This window comes from Segeticoccus rhizosphaerae (assembly GCF_009192725.1).
Lineage (GTDB): Bacteria > Actinomycetota > Actinomycetes > Actinomycetales > Dermatophilaceae > Segeticoccus > Segeticoccus rhizosphaerae.
This window is the reverse complement of record NZ_VOHR01000008.1, coordinates 1-20,643: the sequence shown is the minus strand read 5'-3', so window position 1 is coordinate 20,643 and position 20,643 is coordinate 1. Positions and strand designations below refer to the sequence as shown.

Genomic DNA, 20,643 nt, shown 5'->3' with positions numbered 1-20,643 from the left:
GCGCAGGTATTCCTCAACACACCACCAGGAGCCCGGCCATGAGACGCCGACGCAGAGAAGGTCACGACCGCGGCGCAGCCGCGGTTGAGATGGCTCTCGTGCTGCCACTCCTGATTGTCCTGCTCTTCGGCATCATCGACTTCGGCCGCATCTACACGGCTCAAATCCAACTCAGTCAAGCGGCCCGCGAGGGAGTCCGCATGGAGTCGCTCGGCTTTCCGGGCGATGTCTCCACGAGAGCGCACGCAGCTGCCCCAGGGCTTTCCAGTATGACCGTTGCCGTGACTCGGGCGTGCCCGGCAGCTCCCTTGCCGAACGACTCTGCAGAAGTGACGGTCGGTTGGCACCCGACTGGTCTGATCCTGGTCGGCTGGATTCCCGGCATTGACCGCAATTACCCCCAGACGGCGACGATGAGGTGTCAAGGATGAAGCCCTTCGCAAGCCGGGACCGCGAGCGCGGGGCTGTTGCCCTAATCGTGGCCGTGGTGCTCGGTATGGGCTCCTTGCTCGGGATGGCCGCCCTCACGGTCGACGTCGGCGCCATGTCTCACGAGCGACGTCAATTGCAAAACGGCGCCGACGCTGGTGCCTTGGCCGCTGCGCTGCAATGCGCGAAGACCAATGCCTGCCCTAGCGATTCAAGTCCCGACCTCAAGAACCTCGCCGACGCCAACGACAACAGCGACACCAATACCGCACTGGCACGGAGCGACGGTGGGCCAGCTGTCTGTGGTCACGATCCCAACAACACCCTCCCATCTTGCGGCACCGTGGCATCGAAACTACTGCAGAACTGCCCAGACGCCAACCTGCCAGCGGATTCCAACTTCGTCCGCGTCTACACCCGTACTCCCGTTGGCGACACCCTCCTTCCCTCAATCTTCGCCCAGTCATTGACCGGCAGCTCAACCGGCACTTTCCACCAGGCCTGTGCAGCCGCTGCCTGGGGACCGCCGGCGAATTTCATTTCGACTCTGCCGTTTACTCTCTCCGCGTGTGAATGGCGTGACGCCACCGGAAGTGGCGCCACCTACCCCACGGCAGAGATCGCGATCGAACTCAACGGTAGCAACGACGCGCCGTGCAGCTTCAATGGTCATGACCAACCTGGTGGTTTCGGCTGGCTCGCCCCAACACCCAACTGTCAGAGCAAGGTCGACGCCAATGGCTGGGTCAGCGTGTCGACCGGTGTAAGCCCGCCGAGCGGCTGCAGCGACTCTATAAAAGCTACCGTCGGACAGGTTGCATACGTGCCGGTGTACGACTGTCAGTCGAATTTAAAGGTCCTGTGTGACAACACGGCTAACGGTAGCAACGCCAACTACCACATCCTTGGTTTGGCAGCCTTCTTCATTACGGCCGTCGATGTCACGGGTCAGCTTAAGGCGAACCTCCCGGGATATCCGACAGCTGCAGCGAAAGCAGCATGCCAGGCCAAGGGCGGAAACTGTCTCTACGGATATTTCCTGAAGGATTTGGTGCCGACTGGCACCGTGATTGGCCCCCCCGGCACACCAAACCTGGGTGCCACGGTTATTCAGATGGCGGGATGAGGAACTGACATGAAGCGTCGAGTGGTGGCGATCGTGATCGCCCTGGTCGTGGCGGTGGTGGGAGCGGGAGCCGTCGTGGCTTATGCTCAGTCTGCCGACAAGCGGGCGGTGGCCGGCCAAGAGGTCTCCACTGTCTACATCGCCAAGAAGGCGGTGCCGGAGGGCACCACGTTGGCCAAGGCAGTCGACGGCGCCTTCATCGTGCCGGAACAGGTTGTAGCCAAGGGCGTGCCCGACGGCGCGATGACGAGCGTCGAGCCAGCAACGCGCTCATTGGTCGCCGAGTCCGATATACAGATTGGTGAAGTCGTGCTCACCGATCGCTTCGGTACTGCCAAGGCGACGAAGAAGGTCACCTTGCCGCTGGTGCCCAAGGGCATGGTGGCGATCACGGTGAGCCTCTCGGACCCTCAGCGGATCGCGCCTCTGCTCAAGCCTGGATCTCAGATCGTCATCTACGACACCTTCAATGCTCACGACCCCAAGGCTGACAAGTTGACGCCCAATGGAGAGCACTTGGCGGACAAGCCCGAGTACCTGCACGCCACCCGCATCCTGCTGACCGGCGTCAAAGTCATCGCAGTCGGCACCACCCGGGAAGGCGCTCCTGCTCCGGCACCTACCGCCACCGAAGGTAAGGACAAAAGCGCCGGCACGACTCCAGATGACGAGCTGCAGGCATTGGTGACCGTGGCAGTCTCTCCAAAGGACTCCCTCCGCCTGGTACACGGCATCCAGACCGGCACGCTCTACGCCGGCCTGCTCGGCAAGGACGCCAAGCCGGACACCGCGACGGACGTCAACGACAACACCGTCCTCGGAAAGTGAGACAGTCATGACCTTCCTTTGGGAAACCGACCACCAGGCAGCCGAGAACCTCCGGTTGGCGCTGGGACACGGCATGCGTGTCGTCGAGTCTGCGCCCGCTGCACACCGCAGTCTCGCCGATGATCGCCGCGAGATACTGCTGGTCATTGGACCGGATATCGATCTGACGTCTGCGCTCACCGTGGCGGACTCGCTACGACTCGAACGGCCTGAAGTAGGCGTGGTGCTGATGCGTCGGAGGCTTGACGTCGGTGTCCTTGCCCAATCGCTGCGGGCGGGTGTTCGAGAGGTCGTGAGTGCCGATGACCTTAGTAGCCTTACCGAGGCCTGCTCTCGCAGCCAGCAACTCTCGACAAGGCTGGCCGGGCTGGCAGGGGGATCTGAGGCGGCGGAGGGCCGCATCGTCACCGTCTTCTCGGCCAAGGGGGGCTGCGGCAAGACCACGGTCTCAACCAACATGGCTGCTGAGCTCGCTTTGGACCGCACCACCCGCGTGCTGCTGATCGACCTCGATCTTGCATTCGGCGATGTGGCGATCTCGCTCGGCCTGATGCCGGAGCGCTCGATCGCAGACGTCGTCGCGATGGCTGGCCACCTGGACGCTGAGGGCTTGGCCTCCGTGGTCACGCACCACGACTCGGGGCTAGACGCGCTTTGTGCTCCGGCTCACCCGGGCGACGCAGACCGCATCCCAGCCGCCGTTGTCGCCGAGGTTCTTCGTGTTGCCAAAAAGGTCTATGACGTCGTTGTCATTGACACGCCGCCAGCCTTCACAGAGCACGTCTTGACCAGCTTCGACGCCTGCGACGCCTCGGTTCTGTTGGCGACGCTCGACATTCCCGCGGTCAAGAACCTGCGGCTCGCCCTCGATACCCTCGACCTACTGGGACACCCGAAGGCTAACCGTTTGCTCGTGCTCAACAGAGCAGACGCGAAGGTCGGGCTTTCGGTTGATGATGTCACCACCGCCTTGCATCACGAGCTGGCTCAGGAGATCCCGGACAACCGTGCCGTCACCGCCGCCACGAACCGCGGCGTGCCCGTCGTGCTGCACGAGCCGAAGAACCCAGTCAGCCTCGCACTCAAGGCGCTGGTCCGCGAGCGACTGCGTCCCGCTATAAAGATGGCGGTCGAGTCCCCGATGCCGGTGAGCAAGGCTGCTCACCGGGCCAACGGACGCCGTTTCCTGCGCCGCGCCGAGGCTGGGAGCCAGGCATGAGTCTCGCCGATCGCCTGGAACAAGCACGCCGCAGCTCGCCCGTCGTTCCAACTGCGGGCTCGTCGGCCACGGCTGGCAGCCAAGAGCCGGCCGTGGCAGTCGATCCGTACGCTGCGGTCAAGGCCAGCGTCCATGAGGGACTCATCGAGAGTCTCGGACCGCAACTTTATGATCCACACCTCGCAAGCAGCGAGTTGGAGCAGCGGGTTCGAGTAACATTGCAAGGGGTCCTCGAGGCCGAGGACACGCCGCTTTCCAACGCCGACCGCACCCGGATAGCCCAGGAGGTGGCCGACGAGATCCTCGGCCACGGCCCTCTGGAGCCGCTATTGCGCGACAGCGAGATCACCGAGATCATGGTCAACGGTCCGCACCAGATCTACATCGAACGCGCTGGCAAGATCCATCCCGTCGCCGCATCTTTTACCAGCGATGCCCACCTGAGGCGAACCATTGACAAGATCGTGGCCAGGGTGGGTCGACGCATCGACGAGGCTCAGCCTATGGTCGATGCGCGGCTTCCCGACGGCTCGCGCGTGAATGCCGTGATAGCTCCCATAGCCCTAGACGGCAGCGTTCTCACCATCCGCAAGTTCGCGGCTGATCCGTTCACCGACAACGACCTGATCGCATTCGGCACGATGACGACTCAGGCCCGTGATGTGCTCGATGCCTGCGTGCGCGGCCGGCTCAACATCGTCATCTCTGGGGGAACCGGCTCTGGCAAGACGACGTTCCTCAATGTCATGTCCAGCTACATTCCCGACGACGAGCGCATCGTGACTATCGAAGATGCCGCTGAACTGCAATTGCGCCAACGCCACGTCTTGCGTATGGAATCGCGCCCGCCGAACGTCGAGGGCAAGGGCAGCATCGCGATTCGCGATCTCGTGCGCAACTCGCTCCGCATGCGACCTGATCGTATTGTCGTGGGGGAGGTCCGGGACGGTGCCGCTCTCGACATGTTGCAGGCGATGAACACCGGCCACGACGGATCGTTGACCACCGTGCACGCCAACTCGCCACGCGACAGCCTTTCTCGACTCGAAACCATGGTCTTGATGGCCGGGGTTGATTTACCGATTCGCGCCATTCGTGACCAGGTCTCCAGCGCCGTCGACCTCATCGTCCAGCTCACCCGGCTCAAGGATGGAACGCGCCGGGTTCTGGCGATCACGGAGGTGGTGGGTATGGAGGGTGACGTGATTACGCTGCAAGACCTCTTCACCTTCGACTTTTCTCCCGGTCGGGACGATCAGGGCCGCGTACGAGGTTCGCTGCGGTCCACCGGTCTCCGACCGAAATTTGCTCAAGCACTCAGCGACGCTGGGATCCAATTGCCGGCCGGCGCTTTTGCCGTAGGCGACTTGCGGGAGCCGGCGTGAGTGTCCAACAACGCGCGCGGGCCCTGGCCCTGTGCCTTCTGACCATGTTGTTGTGCCTGACGGTCGCGCCGGCAGCCCATGGTGCCACTACCCCCAAACCCGTTTCGCTGAGCGACGTCAAGGGGGACGAAGGCCACATCACCGCAATGTTGACGGTGCCCGCAGGGGAGGACACGGTTGTCATCGACCCTCGAAGCATCAGAGCGACAGTGGGAGGGAAGCAGGCAACAGTGTCGGTTGAGGGCGTGCAGCACGAGCGGCGTTCGACTGTGTTGCTGATCGACACCAGTGGATCGATGGGGCGCGACGGGATCGCCGCAGCCATAGAGGCAGCTCGGACCTTCCTCAAGCAAGCCCCCTCCGACCTTAGGGTCGGGCTGGCGACGTTTGCTGATAAGCCCGAGGTCCTCGTTGGCCCCACTACCGACCGGCGTGCAGTACTTGAGGCTCTCCCCGCGCTGCAGGCAAAGGGCGAGACGGCGCTCTACGATGGCCTCCAGCGGGCCGCGAAGGCTCTGGGCCCAGACGGAAGTCGCACAATCATCGTGCTCAGCGACGGCGGAGACACCGTCAGCAAGTCCAACCCCAAGTTGACTCTCAAGGTCCTCACCAGCCATGGCATCCGGACCGAGGCAGTCGCCTTCCATACCGTCGAGAGCCAGTTTGCGGCTCTCCGGACTATCGTCAAGGGCACGCAGGGGCACCTGGTGCAGGCTGATGACCCTAAAGCGCTCAGGGCGGCTTTCGCGTCTGCCGCAAAGGCCCTCGCAGGGCAGGTCCGAGTGAAGGTCACGGTGCCTCCTGGGGTCTCTGGCAACCAAGCACTGCGCATCACTGGCCGCGCCAATGGTGCGCCCATCGCGGCAGGCGTGGCAACGCACGTCTCACCGTCGACGAGGGTCCCATCGTCCGTAACATCGCCGGCCCCACGGCCCAGTGTCGCTGAAGTCGCACCCGCCGTCCCAGCACCCAAGGTGGCTGCAACGCCCTGGCTGTCGGCCGGGTGGATCTGGGTTGCAGTTGGTGCAGTGTTCGCCGGTCTCTTGATAGTGTCGCTGCTCGCCACCGGGTCCGCCTTCACCCCAGAAGCGCGTCGCCGGATCCGATCTCTTGACGAGTACGTCGGCACAGTTGCCAACGCGAAGACCAAGGCAACTAAGTCTGGCACTAGCGGCATCGCGGCCGGCGTGCTCAGGGTGAGTGACGCTTGGGCAAAGCGGCATGATTCCAGCGCCAAGACGGCCGTTCTGCTCGAACGGGCCGACCTGCCATTGCGGGTGGGCGAGTGGTACGTGCTGCGGGTCGTTGCCGTGATTGTGACCTTTACGGTGGCTTGGCTCGGTTTGCGGAGTTCGATTATCGGCAGCTTGGTTGCTCTTGTGGTCTCGATCGTCGTCGGGCTTGGGGCATCGCTGTTCTTTCTACGTTTCAAGGCGGCACGGCGGGCGAGCAAGTTTGATACCCAACTGCCAGATGTATTGACGCTAATCGCCAGTAGCTTGTCGACAGGATTCTCGTTGGCGCAGGCGGTCGACGCCGTGACGCGTGACGCGGCTGAGCCGTCCGCCAAGGAATTTTCAAGAGCTCTGGCAGAGACTCGCATCGGAGCTGACCTCGAGGACAGTCTCGAGCGGATGGCAAGTCGGATGGGAAGCACTAACCTGGAATGGACCACGATGGCGATCCGGATCCAACGTCAGGTGGGTGGCAACCTCGCCGAGACCTTGCGCACCACGGCCGGGACGATTCGAGAGCGGGAGTCGCTCGTCCGCCAGATCCGGGCGTTGTCGGCGGATGGACGGTTGTCCGCATACATCTTGGTCGCGCTACCCATTGGTCTGCTCCTGTACATGCTTCTCGTCAACCGCGACTACATCTCGCTCTTGTGGACCACGGGTATGGGCTTGTTGATGGTCACTGGCGGGACCGTGTCTCTTCTGTTTGGCATGTTCTGGATGAGCCGTGTCGTCAAGGTGGAGGTCTGAGATGAGTCCGCAAATTCTTCTCTACACCGGTGGCGGAGCAGTATTGCTGGGCCTCGGAGCGGCGTTGGTCATCCTCCTGAGTTCCACTTCCCAGCCGACAGGCGTTGCTCGCAGCCTGGCCCTGATCCAACACGACTTCCGTACGCAAGAGGTCGCTCGCAATGAGTTGGGGCTCGGAGATCGCTTAGAGGGATTTCTTTTCGGCATGACGCGGCGACTCGCCACGAAGCTATCTCCAGGAGGCGCCGCAAAGCGACTCACGAAGATGCTCGATGTTGCGGGTAACCCTCCAGCTTGGGCACTCGAGCGGGTCTTCGCCGTCAAGGGCGCGCTGCTGATCATTTCTGGCGCGCTGGGGCTAACCTTCGCTGGCGGCCTCACCTTAGGCGGGGTTGCTGCAGGGGTGGGCCTTGGTGCAGTGGGCTTCTACTTGCCTGACCTACTCATATACAACGCGGGGGTCAAGCGACAGGATGGGCTGCGTCGCGGCCTGGCCGACGCGCTGGACATGCTCACGGTGTGTGTTGAGGCAGGACAAGCCTTCGATGGGGCGTTGCAACAGGTCGCCAAGTCGGTCACCGGTCCAGTGGCTGGTGAATTCTCGCGTGTTCTGCAGGAGATTCAGATCGGCCGCTCTCGCGGAGCAGCTTTCCAGTCGATGTCGCAGAGGACGAGTGTGCCGGAAGTCAAGACGTTCGTGACTTCCCTAGTGCAGGCTGACCGCCTCGGACTGCCCATCGGTGCAGTGTTGCGAGAACAGGCCCTGCAGATGCGGCTTGTGCGACGCCAGCGTGCCGAGGAAAAGGCTCAAAAGGTGCCGATCAAGATCCTGTTCCCCATGCTTCTCTGTGTATTCCCGGCAATGTTCATCGTGATCGTTGGTCCTGGCGCCATCCGTGTTATGAGTTCGTTCGCGAACTTCTGACGCCACGCGTCCGACGTCGTTATCGTAGACGCCGGCGGGGGCACCTTCAGCCAGATGTGAGACCCCTATCGGGTTGGGGACCCGAGCGGCAGGGGGATCCGGTGGGGCGGCAACCAGGGGATGCCGCCCCACCACGGCCTCGCCGCGCGCCGGGTGACGGTACCTGTTCCGTCCGCGTTATTGCGCCGGAACCGGGGGTCACACGGCCCAGCCTGGGGATATCCGAGCCAAGGAGCGGGAAGCGTGCCTTCAGACAACAGCGCCAGGTCTCAGCGCGGGGTTTTGGAGGACTGGAACGACGCCCGGGGTTTCGGCTTCATCACTCCCGCCGGTGGAGGCTCGCGTGTCTTTGTGCACGTGAGTGCGTTCCCGCGTGGGCCGAGGCCTGCCCCCCGGTTGTGAGGTCACCTCCGTCGAGACTCGTGACGAGCGTAACCCGGCACGCGTCTCACGGGTGCGGTACGCGGCCCACGGACGAGCCGGCAGCACAAGGACCAGTGCAGTACTAGTGGCTTCCGCCTCCGCCGTGTTGTTCTTCGCTCTCCAGGTGGTCCTGTTGGTGGAGGATCAGATTCACGTCGTGTTGTTGGCTGCCTATGGACTGTTCAGCGCAGTGGCGTTCGTGCTCTACGGCGCGGACAAGTCCGCAGCGAAGCAGGGTAGATGGCGCACGTCGGAGTCCACCCTTCACACGATCGCCCTGGTGGGCGGTTGGCCGGGTGCCTTGGTCGCACGACAGGTCTTCCGGCACAAGACGGTCAAACAACCGTTCCGCACCATCTTCTGGTGCACGGTTGTCACCAACTGTGTGGCACTTGCATGGTTCGTGTCCGAGGCACCCTTCGCACTGCCCTGACAGGGGTGCGGTCAGTCCAAACCCGAGTCGCGGAAGGTGAGGATGGCCGCCAAGACGTGCTTGCAGGGGCCACGGTTGCCGTCGTGCTCGACGCCCCAGGCGCAGTCGCAGCGCAACTGCTTCGTCACCGTGTAGCGGTTGCCGTAGCTACCCTCCACCTTCCAGCCGTCGCTGCCGTCCCTGATAGAGCCACTTTCCAATAGCTTGCGGGCCGAGGCAAGGCGGGGGTTGCGGCGCAAGACCTTGTCGCTGTCGATGGGCAACTCGCGGTGGAACCACGCGCCTTCCGTCAGGTCGTAGCCGAGTCGCCCGCAGGCGGCGAGCCAGCCCAGGCCAGAAGCCACCTTGCCGGGGCCCAGGCCGGTGCGCTCGGCCAAGTCCTTCGGGTCGACGAGCGGCGTCCAGCCGAGCTCGGCGAGCACTCGTCGCCCGTGCGACTCTGCGTCACTGTCGGTGAGCAGCGTGAGCAGGGTGCCTTCGCCCGAGAAGCCCCGGAAGGGATCGGGGCTGAGCACCAGGGTGAAGCGGCCGCCCGGCACGTCGAACACCCAGGCCGTGGTGCCGTTGACGTTGACGTACACCGCGAGACGCGAGGCGTGCCGGATGATTCGGTCGGCACCGCGGAGGCGCGAGACACCAGGTAGCGGAAAGGACTTCGGCAGCGCGCGGGTCGCAAGGCGCCACCCCGAGGGCATCGGCAGGACGTTCATCGACGGCCCCGGCGGGGCGACCCGCGGGAGGGTCGAGAAGAAGCGCGCGATCGCCGGCCCGCGAAGCTCGGCGACGCGCGTCATCGCCGCAGTGAGCGCCGGCACCTCCGCCAGGCCCCGGACCCACCGCTCCGGCAGGTTGACCTTGCGTTCCACATGCGTGCCCGCCAGCGACGACGCGCGCAGTTCGTCCCGCCCGACGCTCAGGTGCATCGCCTCGGCCCGGTTGACCCTGGCCAGGGCCTTGCGCAGGGGAGGGTTGATGTCGACGTTCGTCGTGCCGAAGCCGACCTCGCCGCCGCCCAATCCCTCGCGGAGCAGGTCAAACCGAGCGTGCACACCGTTGCACGCCGAGAACGACTCGAAGCGCAGGCAGGTTCCACCGGCCGTCACGACCGGGTCCATCGAGGCGAGGCGCGCGGCCAGTCCGGCGTCGGCATACCGACTGGCGGCCACGTCCGCGACGGCAAGCAGGCCGGAGGCGGCCACATCAGGCCGGTCCAGGAAGCCGGAGAAGAACACCGGGCTCTCTACCAGCCCCGTTGGCGTGACACCGAGTCCGGTCGCCAGCTCGAGGCGTTGGCTCTCGGGCGAGCGAGTCAGCACCGACTCCGCCGCGAAGGAGCTCATGCCGACACCCGCTCGTCGGTCTCATCCAGGGCGTCCGGGGCGGTCATCGAAAGTGCCTCGACCAATGCCCGCGCCTCCGTCCGACCCCGCGCGTTCCCTGCACCGTCGGCGAAGGCGCGCAACGATTCCGGTATGACGGGTTCGGGCACCTCATGTGCGTAGTCGCTGAGCAGGCCCATCAGCGCGGGCAGCTCCGCGAGCGGTTCTGGGACCGTACACAGCGCGGCCGCGATCTCCAGCAGTGACGGCCACAATCCACGAAAACCACCGAACTCGAAAGCAACCCAGGCCGACCAGTTGATCGCCGCCAGCTCCAGCGTCCCCACCGCATGTCGCCGGAGCGCGGCCTCCGCGGCGAGCTGCGGGTCGAGCCGATCGAGCCGCAACACCGACAGCATGGTGGACACGACGACGTCCACACCCCCCTGGCCGGTGCGTGTCATCAGCTGGAGAAACCGGTCGTGCATGGGAAGCCCCAGCGGACCGGCGATCAGGGTCGGGAACGCGCCGTAGCCATCCCATTCGGGACGGTCCAGAGCGGCGCACCGGTCTCCCCAGAGCGGCATCATCCGCACGGCGTCGACCATGGGGCCCGGGCACCACGGGTCGGCGCGCAACTCCTCTGGCAGGGCGGCACAACGCGACCACGGGACCGGAGCCACCGCCACCGTCGACCACTCGCCATCCTCCACGACGGGGTCCAGCGGAGGCAGCCCACCCCGGGCCAGCCAGGTCCGCACGAGTTCCACCGCGTCCCAGGCCTCGTCGCCGTCCGGGCTGGTGAACGCCGCGTCAGTCATGACCTCGAGCGGGGCCAGCTCGACAGCGCGAGCCGGGTCGGTCGGCCGCAACCGGTGCAGCGCCTGCACCAGGTCCAGCGGCCCGACCGAGACGCCGCCGGCGGCCACCGCTCGCAACCGGCCGAGCAGGTCGTCGAAGTCGAGCGTGCCCTCGCGATAGGTGGGGGTCGACAGCAGCACCGACGTCTGCTCGACCTTGGCCAACGCTTCGCACGCCAGCAGGAAGGTGAGCCGCGTGGTCGCTTCGTTGAGCCACACCGGCAGCACGATGGTCTCGTCCCCGGCTGCGGTCACGGCCTCCACGATCGTCGCCTGTCCCGCGTAGTCGAGCCACGGGTTGTTCGTGAGCCGACGGTGGTGCTCCAGCGCCGTCATTGACCGGTGGGCAAGCCGCCAGAACGTCGTGGCGTCCAGGTGCCCGGCTGCCCACAGGTCGATGGCCCCCGGCACCGGGAAGGGGTGGCCGGGCCGCTCGATGCCCCTCAACAAGCGGCGGGAATCGGCTACGCCGTGCTCGTGGATCGCCCGCACCGCCACGGCCAGGAGCCGGTCGGCAAAGGTCAGGTTCACTCGCTCCATGCGCTGGACGTAGTCCGGCCGCACCACCACCAGGTCGTTGTCCTGCATTCCGTGCCACGAGCTCGTCGCCTCGAGCTGGCGCCGCAGGGCGGGCACGTCGAGCACCGGATCGTCCACCCGGAGGGTCGAGGGCAGCACGTTGATCGGGGCGCCACGCTGCCACAGCCCACGCACCCGCGGCGGCACGTCCTGCGCACCGGCCTGCCGCAACCCCGCGACGTAGTCGTCCACGTCGACGGCCGCCAACAGCGAGCCGAGCCGACGCGCCTCCATCTGCGCCTTGCTGCGCCCACTCTGGGCGGCGAGGGCCGCGACGTATGGCGGGAGCTCGCGCGGGCGAGGTACCTCCACGGCATACGTTGCGAGCAGGCGAAGGAGGTCAGCCAGCCCGGCCGGCTTGCGCGGCATCCGACAGGCGGTGTCGGCCAGCTCGAGCGCGACCGGCCAGACCGGGCGCAGGCCACCAGCCAGGAACAGGTCGTTCAACTCGCCGATGAGGGTGGACAGCGGCACCTGCCCCAGTGGCAACTGCTTGCGCCACCGGGTGCGGAAGGCGTCCACCTCCAAATGGGTGGCAGGCTCCAGGCCCCACAGCCCCAGCACCGGCGCCTCGCTGTCGGACTCGGAGTCGGTGCCATCGTCCCCGAGGGCGGTGAGCGCCTCGGTGACTTTGGAGATGAAGGCCGCGTCGTCGTCAGTCGCGAGGACGCGCAGCGCCTCCCGCACGGCCGAGTCGCCGACCCTCGCGCGCAGGGACGGTCCAACCAGCGCCTTCAGCAGCATCGACTTCTGGCGGCGCTCTGGGCGGCCGGCGACGACCGTCGTGAGCTCGAGCAGCCCGTCGGGGTCATCGACCAGTTCCAGCGCCATGGGGAGCAGCACCTGACCGACCGAGCCGTGGGCAGTGGAGATGACGCCGAGCAGATAGGTCAGGCCGCCTGTGATCTCATCCGGCCGCGGGTTGAGCGCCGTGAAGACTCCGGCGAGGACGCGTTGGCTGGCCGGGCGCTGCGGGGCGGTCATCAGCCCGAGCACGTGCTCGAGCAAAGCCTCTCGATCCAGCACCCCGGCAGCGACAAGCTCTGGGACGGCATCGGGCAGCCCCGGCACCTGGCCGCAGTGGCCGGAGGCGAGGTAGTGGTGCAGCAGGTCGGGCATCAGCGGGTCGCGGGCCAGCCAGTCGCGCACCGCGGCGACGTCATAGGTGGGTGCTCCGGTGCCCGCCGACCACGCGGCGAGGAAGGTTGCGCCGCTCGGGCAGGGCAGCCCGTGGTGGATGACGGCCGCGCGCACCACGCGCGACAGGTTGGCGTTGACGTTGCGCGCCTGTCCGCCGAGTCCGACCCCGCTCGCGGTCTCGGCGAACTGTCCCACCCAGGCCCGGTCGGTCTCCCAGAGCAGGTGGACGAACTGCGCCTCACCGTCGCACCGCATGAAGTCCCACAGGTCGCGCCACGGCACCCGGCGTGCCGCGGTGGTCGGCCCGCACAATCGGACCGCACACATCGCGATGATCCAGGAGGCCTCCCACCGCGCGCGAGACCGTTCCTCATGGTCCGCACCGGCGAAGTCGAGCGCGTGCAGGTCGCGGACGAAGCGACGGCTCCCGGCGAACCACTGCTTGGCCTCCGCCAGCTCCTGACCGGTCAGCGAGTCGAGCAGCAGGCGACCACCCACGACGTCCCCGGTTTCCAGCAGCGGCGTCAACCGGTCGACGAACGGCTTGGCCATGCTCCCCCCAACCTTCCTGGCCAGCCACGGAGCCAGCCGGTGCAGCGGTCAGGCGGTGAGGGCGGCCTGCTGCGCGGAGCGGGCGCTGTTCGGCACCAGGCCGTGCTGCACAGCCGCCATGGCCAAGGCCGCGCGGTTGTGCACACCGAGCTTGTCGTAGAGGCGCGCGATGTGGGTCTTGACGGTCGACTCGCTCATGTAGAGGGAGCGGGCCACCTGGGAGACCGAGGCGCCATCGAGCAGGCTCGCCATGACCTCGGTCTCGCGCGGCGTGAGCCGCGGCTTGCTGGACGACTCACGGCGCCGCAGGGCGTCAGACAGCCCGTCGGCGACGAAGCTGCGCGGGCGGTGCACGGCCTGGCGTACGGCATACAGCACGTCGTCGGACGGGTCGCTCTTGAGCACCAGCGCGGAGGCGCCTGCGTCGAGGGCCTCGAGCAGCGTCTCGTCGTCGTTGTGCATCGTGACCACGACGATGCCCATGTTCGGGTAGTGCTCTCGCGCATAGCGGGCAAGCGACAGACCGCTGCCGTCGGGCATCGAGACGTCCACCACGAGCAGGTCGTGCTGCTTGGCCAGCAGGCTGTAGCCGTCGGCCAGACAGGCACCCTGTCCCGCCACCTGGAACTCCGGGGCGGAGTCGATGAGGCGGGCGAGGCCCTCGCGCACCAGCGCGTGGTCGTCGACGAGGATCACCGAGAGAGTCATCGCAGGGGCATCCGTTCGTTGGTGAGGGGCTGGGGTGCGCGCCGGGGCGTGCCGTGCAGAGCGACCTGCACGACCACACCGGTGCCCGGCAGGCGGTCGACGATGACCTGCCCGCCGAGGTCATTGATGGGGTGGTCCTGAAAGATACGCTGGTGCAGCTCGCTGGCACCATCGTGGGTGATGCGCAGGAAGGCCTGCGGAGCGGTCACGCTGAGGTTGACATCGAGAGCCGTGGCGCCGGGCGCGTGCCGCGCGTCGTCGAGGACCTTGAGGAACAGGCGGTAGAGCAGGGTCTCGGTGTGGGCCGGGAGCCGGAAGCCGGTCTCGTTGAGCCGCAGGGCGATGGACAGGTCGCTGCTGGTGCCGAAGCGCTGCAGCCGGCTGCTGATCACGGCGCCGAGGCCCTGGTCCGGGCGCACCGCGACCCGCAGGTCGGCGATCCGCAGGCGCAGCCCGGACAGGACGTGGGTCAGGTCGGTGCGCAGTCCGTCCATCGGGTTGGGCAGGTGGGGGAGGTTCTCGGCATACTGCCGGCGCACCATGTCGATCTGGTAGCCGAACGCCACCAGCTCCTGCGCGATGCCGTCGTGCATCTCGCGGGCCAGGCGCTCGCGCTCCTCCATGCCGGCGTGCTCGCGCAGCGCGGCGAAGGAGAGCGCGACGTCGAGGTTGGGGCCGTGCTGGTGGACGATGTCCTCGACCACGGCGACGTCGTGGCGGTTGAACGGCAGCGAGCCCTCGCGGTCGGCCACGAGCACTCCGATCGACTGCCCGTCGGTGTCGCGGATCGCCACGGTCAGCACCGTCCGGCTGCCCGTGTCGCCCTGCCATGCCTCGACGATGGCCTCACCGGTGGACCAGGTGTGCTGCAGCGGCGAGCCCTCGACCTCGGGTCCGGGCCACGGAACCCGGTCACTGCCGCGCAGCGCGAGAGGCACCGCAGGGTGGTCGCTGGTGCCGACGAGGACGGCTGAGCGGCGCAGCGTGATCTCCTGGCGCAGTGCCTCCAGCATCATCTCCGCCGAGGCGGGCACGTCGAAGCCGGCGTCCATGCTGCCCGCCAGGGTGTCCAGCCGCCGCAGCAGAGCCGCCGCTTCCTGGGCGGCACGGGGCGTGGACTCCTCCTGGTCGCGCTCCATGGTGGCGACGCGGGCGCCGACGAGGCCGGTGATCAGGGCGATGACGAGCCAGAGCAGCGTGCTCGTGCGGTCGGTCTGGCTGGACTGCGTCCCGACGAAGCGGTCGAGGATGAAGATGAGCGGGAAGAGGCAGGCGACGGTCCAGCTGGCCAGGGCGCGGCCGGCATACTCACCGATGCGCAGGGCCGGGATGAGCAGCATCGGCAGCAGGCCGTGTGCGGCTGGCATGTTGTAGCCGATGACCGCGGCGATGAGTCCGGCGCCGGCGAGCTCGAGCGCGATGGCCGGGTGCACGTGGGGCATGACCCGCGGGTGGCTGCGCGCCACCCAGGCGGCGGCGAGCAGGTCGAGGGCGAGCAGCGCGGCCGCGGTCGGCACCACCACCTCGGTGAAGCCCTCCAGGATCCCGACGCCGACCCCGACGACGATCAGGAAGAGAACGAGCACGCGACGCTGCCGCGCAGTGTCCGCGACCAGCCCACCCCTTGTTGACACGTCATACCCTGCCGTCTGCGGGTTTCCCCCCGCGTGGTAGTTGAACCTTCGACGGAATGCATCATGGCCCACACCACCGACATTGTCTAGCGAATCCGGGAAGATTTTTTACCTCGCCTTTACCTTCAGATGACCTGTGGCAGACGTACGGCTGCCTTCGCCGATGCAGGTGCACTACGGAATGAGTTGACTCCCGCCGCCCGGGGTGCGGGCTCGGCGATACCCCGTCGGCCAGTCCACACCAAGACTTGACCCCGATTTCGTCAGCGGTGTGTCGTTTCCAGATCGGGTCGACTACGGTGCGAACTATGACCTTGGTGGTCGTTGCCACGGCAGCGCCGGACACGGGTCGCGTCCCACGCCACTACTCGTGGGGCCGGCCCGAGGCGCGTCGGGGCACCTCCAGAGCAAGGGGGTGATGCAGCAGCCGAAGGGGCCTCGCGGGCCCGGAGAGAACTACGCGTCACCACCCTAGGAGGGCACCTGTGGAGATCACCGTCACTGGACGTCACGTCCAGGTCACCGACCGCTTCCGCCGTCATCTGGACGAGAAGCTGTCCAAGATCCCGCAACTGGCACCACGCGTCATGCGCGTGGATGTCGTGATCAGTCATGAGCCCAACCCCCGCCGGGCGCAGGCCTGTGAGCGGGTGGAGATCACCTGCCACGTCAAGAGGTCGGTCATCCGCGCCGAGGCCTGTGCGGACGAGGAGTATGCCGCGCTCGACCTGGCCATGACCAAGCTCCTCGAGCGGATCCGGCGTGCGCAGGACCGCCGCCGCGTGCACCGGGGACGGCAGAGGCCGGAGTCGGTGGGTGAGGCGACCGCACGCCTGGCGAGCGAGCCGGTGGGACTGAATGGCGAGTCGGGTGACACGGCGGAGAACGACCAGGAAGAGCGCATGCACCAAAAGCTCGGCACCCACGGCAACTCGCCGATCGAGGTGCGCGAGAAGGTGCACCCCAGCGTCCCGATGGGCATCGACCAGGCGCTGAACAACATGGAGCTGGTCGGACACGACTTCTACCTCTTCGAGGACATCGACACCGGTCAGCCGTGTGTCGTCTACCGGCGCCGCGGGTGGTCCTACGGCGTGCTGCGGCTCGACCGTCAGGAGGCCTCCGGCGACGACGAACAGATCGAAGGACAGCTGACCGCGACCGACGAGCAGGAGCGTGACGAACCCCGGGCGCGCGTGAGCTGACCAGGCGCACCGGTGGCAGGTGGCGTGCGATACTCCTGTTGCCTGTCACCGGTGCGTGCCATCATGTCGCCCATGACCAGCGTGGATGCCGTTCCTGCGTCACTGGCACAGGGCGTCGAGAAGGGGATACCACCGTTGCAGGAGAAGCCAAGCTCGACCACTGCAGGGGGTGACCCCGAGCCCATCCGCGTCCTCATCGCGGACGACCACGGGCTCTACCGTCGCGGGCTCCAGGCCGTCCTCAGCCTCGAGCCCGACATCCACATCGTCGGTGAGGCAAGTGACGGGACCGAGGCGATCGAACGTGCCGCGGAGCTGCTGCCCGACGTGGTGCTCATGGACATCCGGATGCCGCGTGCCAGCGGTATCGACGCGTGCGCGTCGATCAAGGCGACGGCGCCGTCCGCGCGGATCATCATCCTGACCTCGTCCGACGACGAGGGCGACCTCTACCAGGCGGTCCGAGCCGGCGCCAACGGCTACCTGCTCAAGGACATCCCGGGTGAGGAGATCGCCGAGGGCCTGCGCGCCGTCCACTCGGGGCAGTCGCTCATCTCCCCCTCCATGGCCTCCACCCTGCTGTCGGAGTTCAGCTCGCTGATCCAGCGGCAGGAGGAGTCGGTGCCGGCGCCCCGGTTGACCGAGCGCGAGATCGAGGTGCTCAAGCTGGTGTCGAGGGGCATGTCCAACCGCGACATCGCCGAGGAACTCTTCATCTCCGAGAACACGGTCAAGAACCACGTGCGCAACATCCTCGACAAGCTGCAGATGCACTCGCGGATGGAAGCAGCGATGTATGCCGTGAAGGCCAAGCTGGTCGAGCTGCCCGAGTGAGCCCGGGCACGGTCCCGGCCCCTCGCGTCCTCTCCCGATCGCAGGCACGCCGGATCGCGCTGGCCGCTCAGGGTTTTTGCGACCCGCGACCTGCGCCGGGCGCCGCGACGATGCGGCACGTCGGCCGGGTGATCGACCGGGTCGGCGTCATCCAGATCGACAGCGTCAACGTGCTGACGCGCAGCCAGTACCTCCCGCTGTTCTCCCGGCTCGGCCGTTATGACACCGGCCTGCTCGACCGCGCACGTGACCGGGCACCGCGCCGGCTCGTGGAGTACTGGGCGCACGAGGCCAGCCTCATCCCGCCGTCGACCTGGCCGTTGCTGGGCTTCCGGATGCGGCGGGCACTGCACGACTCGTGGGGTGGGATGCGCCGGGTGGCGCACGACCACCCCGAGCTGGTCGTGGCCGTGGCCACCGAGGTGCGGGCCCGAGGGCCGCTGACCTCGCGCCAGGTCGAGTCCGCGCTCGAGCACGACGTGCCCCGCGACCGCGAGGAGTGGGGCTGGAACTGGTCGCTGGTCAAGAACGCGCTCGAGCACCTCTTCTGGGCGGGAGAGATCACCAGCGCCGGCCGCACCGCACAGTTCGAGCGGCGCTACGCCTCGCTCGAGCGAGTGATGCCCCGCGACGTGCTGCCGCACGCGGTCTCACCGCAGGTGCGCCCGCCCGACGACGTTGCCTTCCGCGAGCTGATGCGCATCGCGGCACGCGCAGTCGGCGTGGGCAGCGAGCAGTGCCTGCGCGACTACTTCCGGCTGAAGCCGGAGCAGGCCCGCCCGGCGCTGGCCTCGCTCGTCGCGGAGGGCGAGCTGGTGCCGGTGACGGTGCAGGGCTGGAAGCGGACGGCATACCTGCATCGGGATGCCCGGGTGCCGCGGCGGGTGCACGCGCAGGCGCTCCTGAGCCCCTTCGACTCCCTGATCTGGCAACGGGATCGGACGCTGGCGCTGTGGGGTTTCCACTACCGGCTCGAGATCTATGTGCCGCAGGGCAAGCGGGTGCACGGTTACTACGTGCTGCCGTTCCTCTTCGGCGAGCACCTCGTGGCCCGGTGCGACCTCAAGGCCGACCGGGCCACGGGGGTGCTGCGGGTGCAGGCCGTCCACTGGGAGCCGGACGCGCCCCCCGAAGCGCGCCCGGCTCTCGCGGACGAGCTGGCCTCGATGGCCGAATGGCTCGGCCTCGACCGTGTCTCATCGCCCGCGGGGCGCCGCTCCTAGGGCAGGAAGTACATCGGGTTGGGCAGCTTGAAGGTCCGGTCGGCGAATCCGCCTGCCAGGTCGGAGAACTGGTCGCCCACGTTGGCCACGATGTGGTTACCGGTCCGGTTGATGTGCTTGCGGGTCAGCGACTTGTACTGGATCGTCGTGCAATCCGGCGCACAGGTCATGTAGGCCGGGGGGTTGGCCCTGTCCCGGGTGTAGATCGCGTCCGGCGCGGGGTAGCCGACCTTGGTCAGGTTGCCGATGGTCGCGTCCTGCTGGGTGGAGGGGCGGCCGGTGAGGTAGACCACGTCATACCCCATCGCCTTGGCCTTCTTGACCACCTTGACCATGCCGAAGGTCGCCGGGAACTTCTCTCCCATCACGAATTCCGCGTTGGTGTCGGGGTTGTAGGCGAAGTTGCTGAAGATCTCGTAGTTGTAGGTCAGCAGCGATGTGTCGTCCACGTCGAGCAGGAGCGTGGGGTCCGACCCGTGGTACTTCGCGTGCTGGCGCGCCTTGAGCAGGTTGGTGATGCGCCGCTCGATCCGGTGCATCTTGTGCCCGTAGCCGGAGTCCTCCGAGGCGGTGCCCGTCTTCTCGGGGTCGCCGTAGTAGGCGTAGATCTGCTGGCGGACCAGGTCGATGTTGGGCGGCTCGTGGGACCCGGTGTATCCGGGATGCGAGCCACCGTCGCCGGAGGCGAGCGCAGCGGGGACGCCGGCCCCCACGAGGACGATCGCGGCGACGCCGGCGGTGATCCAGCGGGGGCGGGTCACTGTTGTCTTCGACATGGGTGGTGCGACCTTTCGACGGCGGACGGGCCACGGCGGCGGCACGGTCTCCTGGTGTCGTCGGAGGGGCCTCGGCTCTCTCAGGGTGAGCGGGCCACCACACAACGAACCACTCCTCGCCCGCCCTGTCCACCGTTTCGGCGCATCCCGGGTCAGCCGGTCCACTCGGTGGCGAGCAGGTCGAACCGGCGCAGGTCGACGTACGATCCGTCGCCCAACCGCTCGGCCGCCCGGTCGCGTCCCACCTCGGTGAAACCGTTGGCGTCCGCGATCCGCGCCGAGCCCTCGTTGCCGTCGGCGACGTTGAGCCGCAACCGGCGCAGCCCGAGGCCGCCGTCCTCGACCGGCAGGAAGGCGTGCCGCACAGCCAGCCCGACGGCCTGCCTCATGGCACCGCGACCACGCGCGTCCGGGTGCAGCCAATAGCCGACCTCGGCCGTCGTCGGGTCCTCGCCGGACAGGTCCATCAGACCGAGCGAGCCCACGCACCGGTCCGTCCTCGCGTCGGCGACGCACCAGAAGAGTCCCGCGCTGTTGCGGTGCCGCTCGCGGGTCATCTCGACGTAGCCGCGGCCGGCCACCTCGTCATACGGCTCGGGCAGTGTGGCGAGCCAGTGCCGGCTGACGGGGTCGGTGCAGGCCTCCACGATGCGAGGTATGTCGTCCTCCTGCCACTCCCGCAGCCGGATGCCGCGTCCCTCGATCGTGGCCGGCTCCAGACCCCGTCCGGCCTCGCCTCGGCCGGCGCCACCCTGGGCTCCGGCCGCTGGCTGGTCTCGGGTCGCATGCCCCGTCCACTGGACGCCGGCTCCCGCGCGCCCGCCGCGGTTGTCGTCGGCGAGCAGCTCGAAGAAGGCACCGTCCGAGATCGAGCCGTCCGACCGCGCATACGACTGGTGGTCGATGCCCCAGAGCCGGAAGCCGGCGCCCTGCAGGATTCGCTGCGAGGGTGTGTTGGCCCGGTCGGTCACCGCGTGCAGCCGTCGCAGACCCAGCCCACCCTCGGCCGCCGGGCGGAACGCGTGCTCGACCGCCGCCGCGACGGCCTCGCCGGCGAAGC

General features: G+C 67.3%; 18 protein-coding genes. 12 read left to right on the top strand and 6 right to left on the bottom strand.

Going from position 1 to position 20,643, the window contains the following annotated elements; translation table 11 throughout:
* The first annotated feature begins 38 nt into the window (after positions 1 to 38).
* From FRW57_RS01650 to FRW57_RS01610, 9 genes are all read left to right on the top strand, one after another.
* Complete coding sequence (locus FRW57_RS01650; protein ID WP_137122227.1) at positions 39 to 431, top strand: TadE/TadG family type IV pilus assembly protein; 393 nt, start codon at positions 39 to 41, stop codon at positions 429 to 431.
* Positions 428 to 1,555: a pilus assembly protein TadG-related protein gene (locus tag FRW57_RS01645; RefSeq protein WP_137122228.1), complete on the top strand. Its 1,128-nt coding sequence runs from the start codon at positions 428 to 430 to the stop codon at positions 1,553 to 1,555. The genes FRW57_RS01650 and FRW57_RS01645 overlap by 4 nt, the downstream gene beginning before the upstream one ends.
* Positions 1,556 to 1,564: 9 nt before the next feature.
* Positions 1,565 to 2,383 (top strand): Flp pilus assembly protein CpaB, encoded by an 819-nt coding sequence (gene cpaB / locus FRW57_RS01640; RefSeq protein ID WP_137122229.1) that lies wholly within the window; start codon positions 1,565 to 1,567, stop codon positions 2,381 to 2,383.
* 7 nt (positions 2,384 to 2,390) lie between these two features.
* The gene (locus FRW57_RS01635) at positions 2,391 to 3,602 is read left to right on the top strand and encodes a CpaE/TadZ family protein (RefSeq protein ID WP_137122230.1); all 1,212 of its coding nucleotides are present in this window, start codon (positions 2,391 to 2,393) and stop codon (positions 3,600 to 3,602) included.
* On the top strand, positions 3,599 to 4,987 hold the full coding sequence (locus FRW57_RS01630; protein WP_137122231.1) for a TadA family conjugal transfer-associated ATPase: 1,389 nt from the start codon (positions 3,599 to 3,601) through the stop codon (positions 4,985 to 4,987). The genes FRW57_RS01635 and FRW57_RS01630 overlap by 4 nt, the downstream gene beginning before the upstream one ends.
* Positions 4,984 to 6,972: a VWA domain-containing protein gene (locus FRW57_RS01625; protein ID WP_137122232.1), complete on the top strand. Its 1,989-nt coding sequence runs from the start codon at positions 4,984 to 4,986 to the stop codon at positions 6,970 to 6,972. Before FRW57_RS01630 ends, FRW57_RS01625 begins: the two co-directional genes overlap by 4 nt.
* Before the next feature lies 1 nt (position 6,973).
* Complete coding sequence (locus FRW57_RS01620; RefSeq protein WP_137122233.1) at positions 6,974 to 7,897, top strand: type II secretion system F family protein; 924 nt, start codon at positions 6,974 to 6,976, stop codon at positions 7,895 to 7,897.
* A 120-nt stretch (positions 7,898 to 8,017) separates the two neighbouring features.
* Positions 8,018 to 8,299, top strand: coding sequence for a cold shock domain-containing protein (locus FRW57_RS24960; protein WP_152185120.1), 282 nt, complete (start codon positions 8,018 to 8,020; stop codon positions 8,297 to 8,299).
* Positions 8,300 to 8,405: 106 nt separating this feature from the next.
* Positions 8,406 to 8,753: a DUF1294 domain-containing protein gene (locus FRW57_RS01610; RefSeq protein ID WP_137123334.1), complete on the top strand. Its 348-nt coding sequence runs from the start codon at positions 8,406 to 8,408 to the stop codon at positions 8,751 to 8,753.
* 11 nt (positions 8,754 to 8,764) lie between these two features.
* On the opposite strand, the gene FRW57_RS01605 is transcribed toward FRW57_RS01610, so the two are convergent.
* From FRW57_RS01605 to FRW57_RS01590, 4 genes are read right to left on the bottom strand one after another with little or no spacing between them, the layout of a single operon-like run.
* Positions 8,765 to 10,093, bottom strand: a complete 1,329-nt coding sequence (locus FRW57_RS01605; RefSeq protein WP_137123335.1) for an SWIM zinc finger family protein — start codon at positions 10,091 to 10,093, stop codon at positions 8,765 to 8,767.
* A complete protein-coding gene (locus FRW57_RS01600; RefSeq protein ID WP_152185119.1) occupies positions 10,090 to 13,203 on the bottom strand; it encodes a hypothetical protein in 3,114 nt (1,037 codons plus the stop codon). The genes FRW57_RS01605 and FRW57_RS01600 overlap by 4 nt, the downstream gene beginning before the upstream one ends.
* Before the next feature lie 48 nt (positions 13,204 to 13,251).
* The gene (locus tag FRW57_RS01595) at positions 13,252 to 13,911 is read right to left on the bottom strand and encodes a response regulator transcription factor (RefSeq protein ID WP_137123337.1); all 660 of its coding nucleotides are present in this window, start codon (positions 13,909 to 13,911) and stop codon (positions 13,252 to 13,254) included.
* A complete protein-coding gene (locus FRW57_RS01590; RefSeq protein WP_137123338.1) occupies positions 13,908 to 15,617 on the bottom strand; it encodes a sensor histidine kinase in 1,710 nt (569 codons plus the stop codon). The genes FRW57_RS01595 and FRW57_RS01590 overlap by 4 nt, the downstream gene beginning before the upstream one ends.
* A 413-nt stretch (positions 15,618 to 16,030) precedes the next feature.
* On the opposite strand from FRW57_RS01590, the gene hpf reads away from it, so the two are divergent.
* The 3 genes from hpf to FRW57_RS01575 all read left to right on the top strand — a co-directional run bounded on the left by hpf (position 16,031) and on the right by FRW57_RS01575 (position 18,807).
* Positions 16,031 to 16,750 (top strand): ribosome hibernation-promoting factor, HPF/YfiA family, encoded by a 720-nt coding sequence (gene hpf, locus FRW57_RS01585; RefSeq protein ID WP_137123339.1) that lies wholly within the window; start codon positions 16,031 to 16,033, stop codon positions 16,748 to 16,750.
* Between the two features lie 72 nt (positions 16,751 to 16,822).
* Positions 16,823 to 17,584 carry a response regulator gene (locus FRW57_RS01580; protein WP_137123340.1) on the top strand — a complete coding sequence of 254 codons (762 nt, stop codon included), beginning with the start codon at positions 16,823 to 16,825 and terminating at the stop codon, positions 17,582 to 17,584.
* Entirely contained in the window at positions 17,581 to 18,807 is a 1,227-nt protein-coding gene (locus FRW57_RS01575; protein ID WP_238999249.1) for a winged helix-turn-helix domain-containing protein, read from the top strand. Before FRW57_RS01580 ends, FRW57_RS01575 begins: the two co-directional genes overlap by 4 nt.
* Here the strand turns inward: FRW57_RS01575 and FRW57_RS01570 are convergent.
* Positions 18,804 to 19,583 carry an HAD family acid phosphatase gene (locus tag FRW57_RS01570; RefSeq protein ID WP_137123341.1) on the bottom strand — a complete coding sequence of 260 codons (780 nt, stop codon included), beginning with the start codon at positions 19,581 to 19,583 and terminating at the stop codon, positions 18,804 to 18,806. The two genes, FRW57_RS01575 and FRW57_RS01570, sit on opposite strands and share 4 nt — an antisense overlap.
* 152 nt (positions 19,584 to 19,735) lie before the next feature.
* A partial coding sequence (locus FRW57_RS24285) for a GNAT family N-acetyltransferase (RefSeq protein ID WP_152185118.1) occupies positions 19,736 to 20,643 on the bottom strand: 908 nt, incomplete at its 5' end.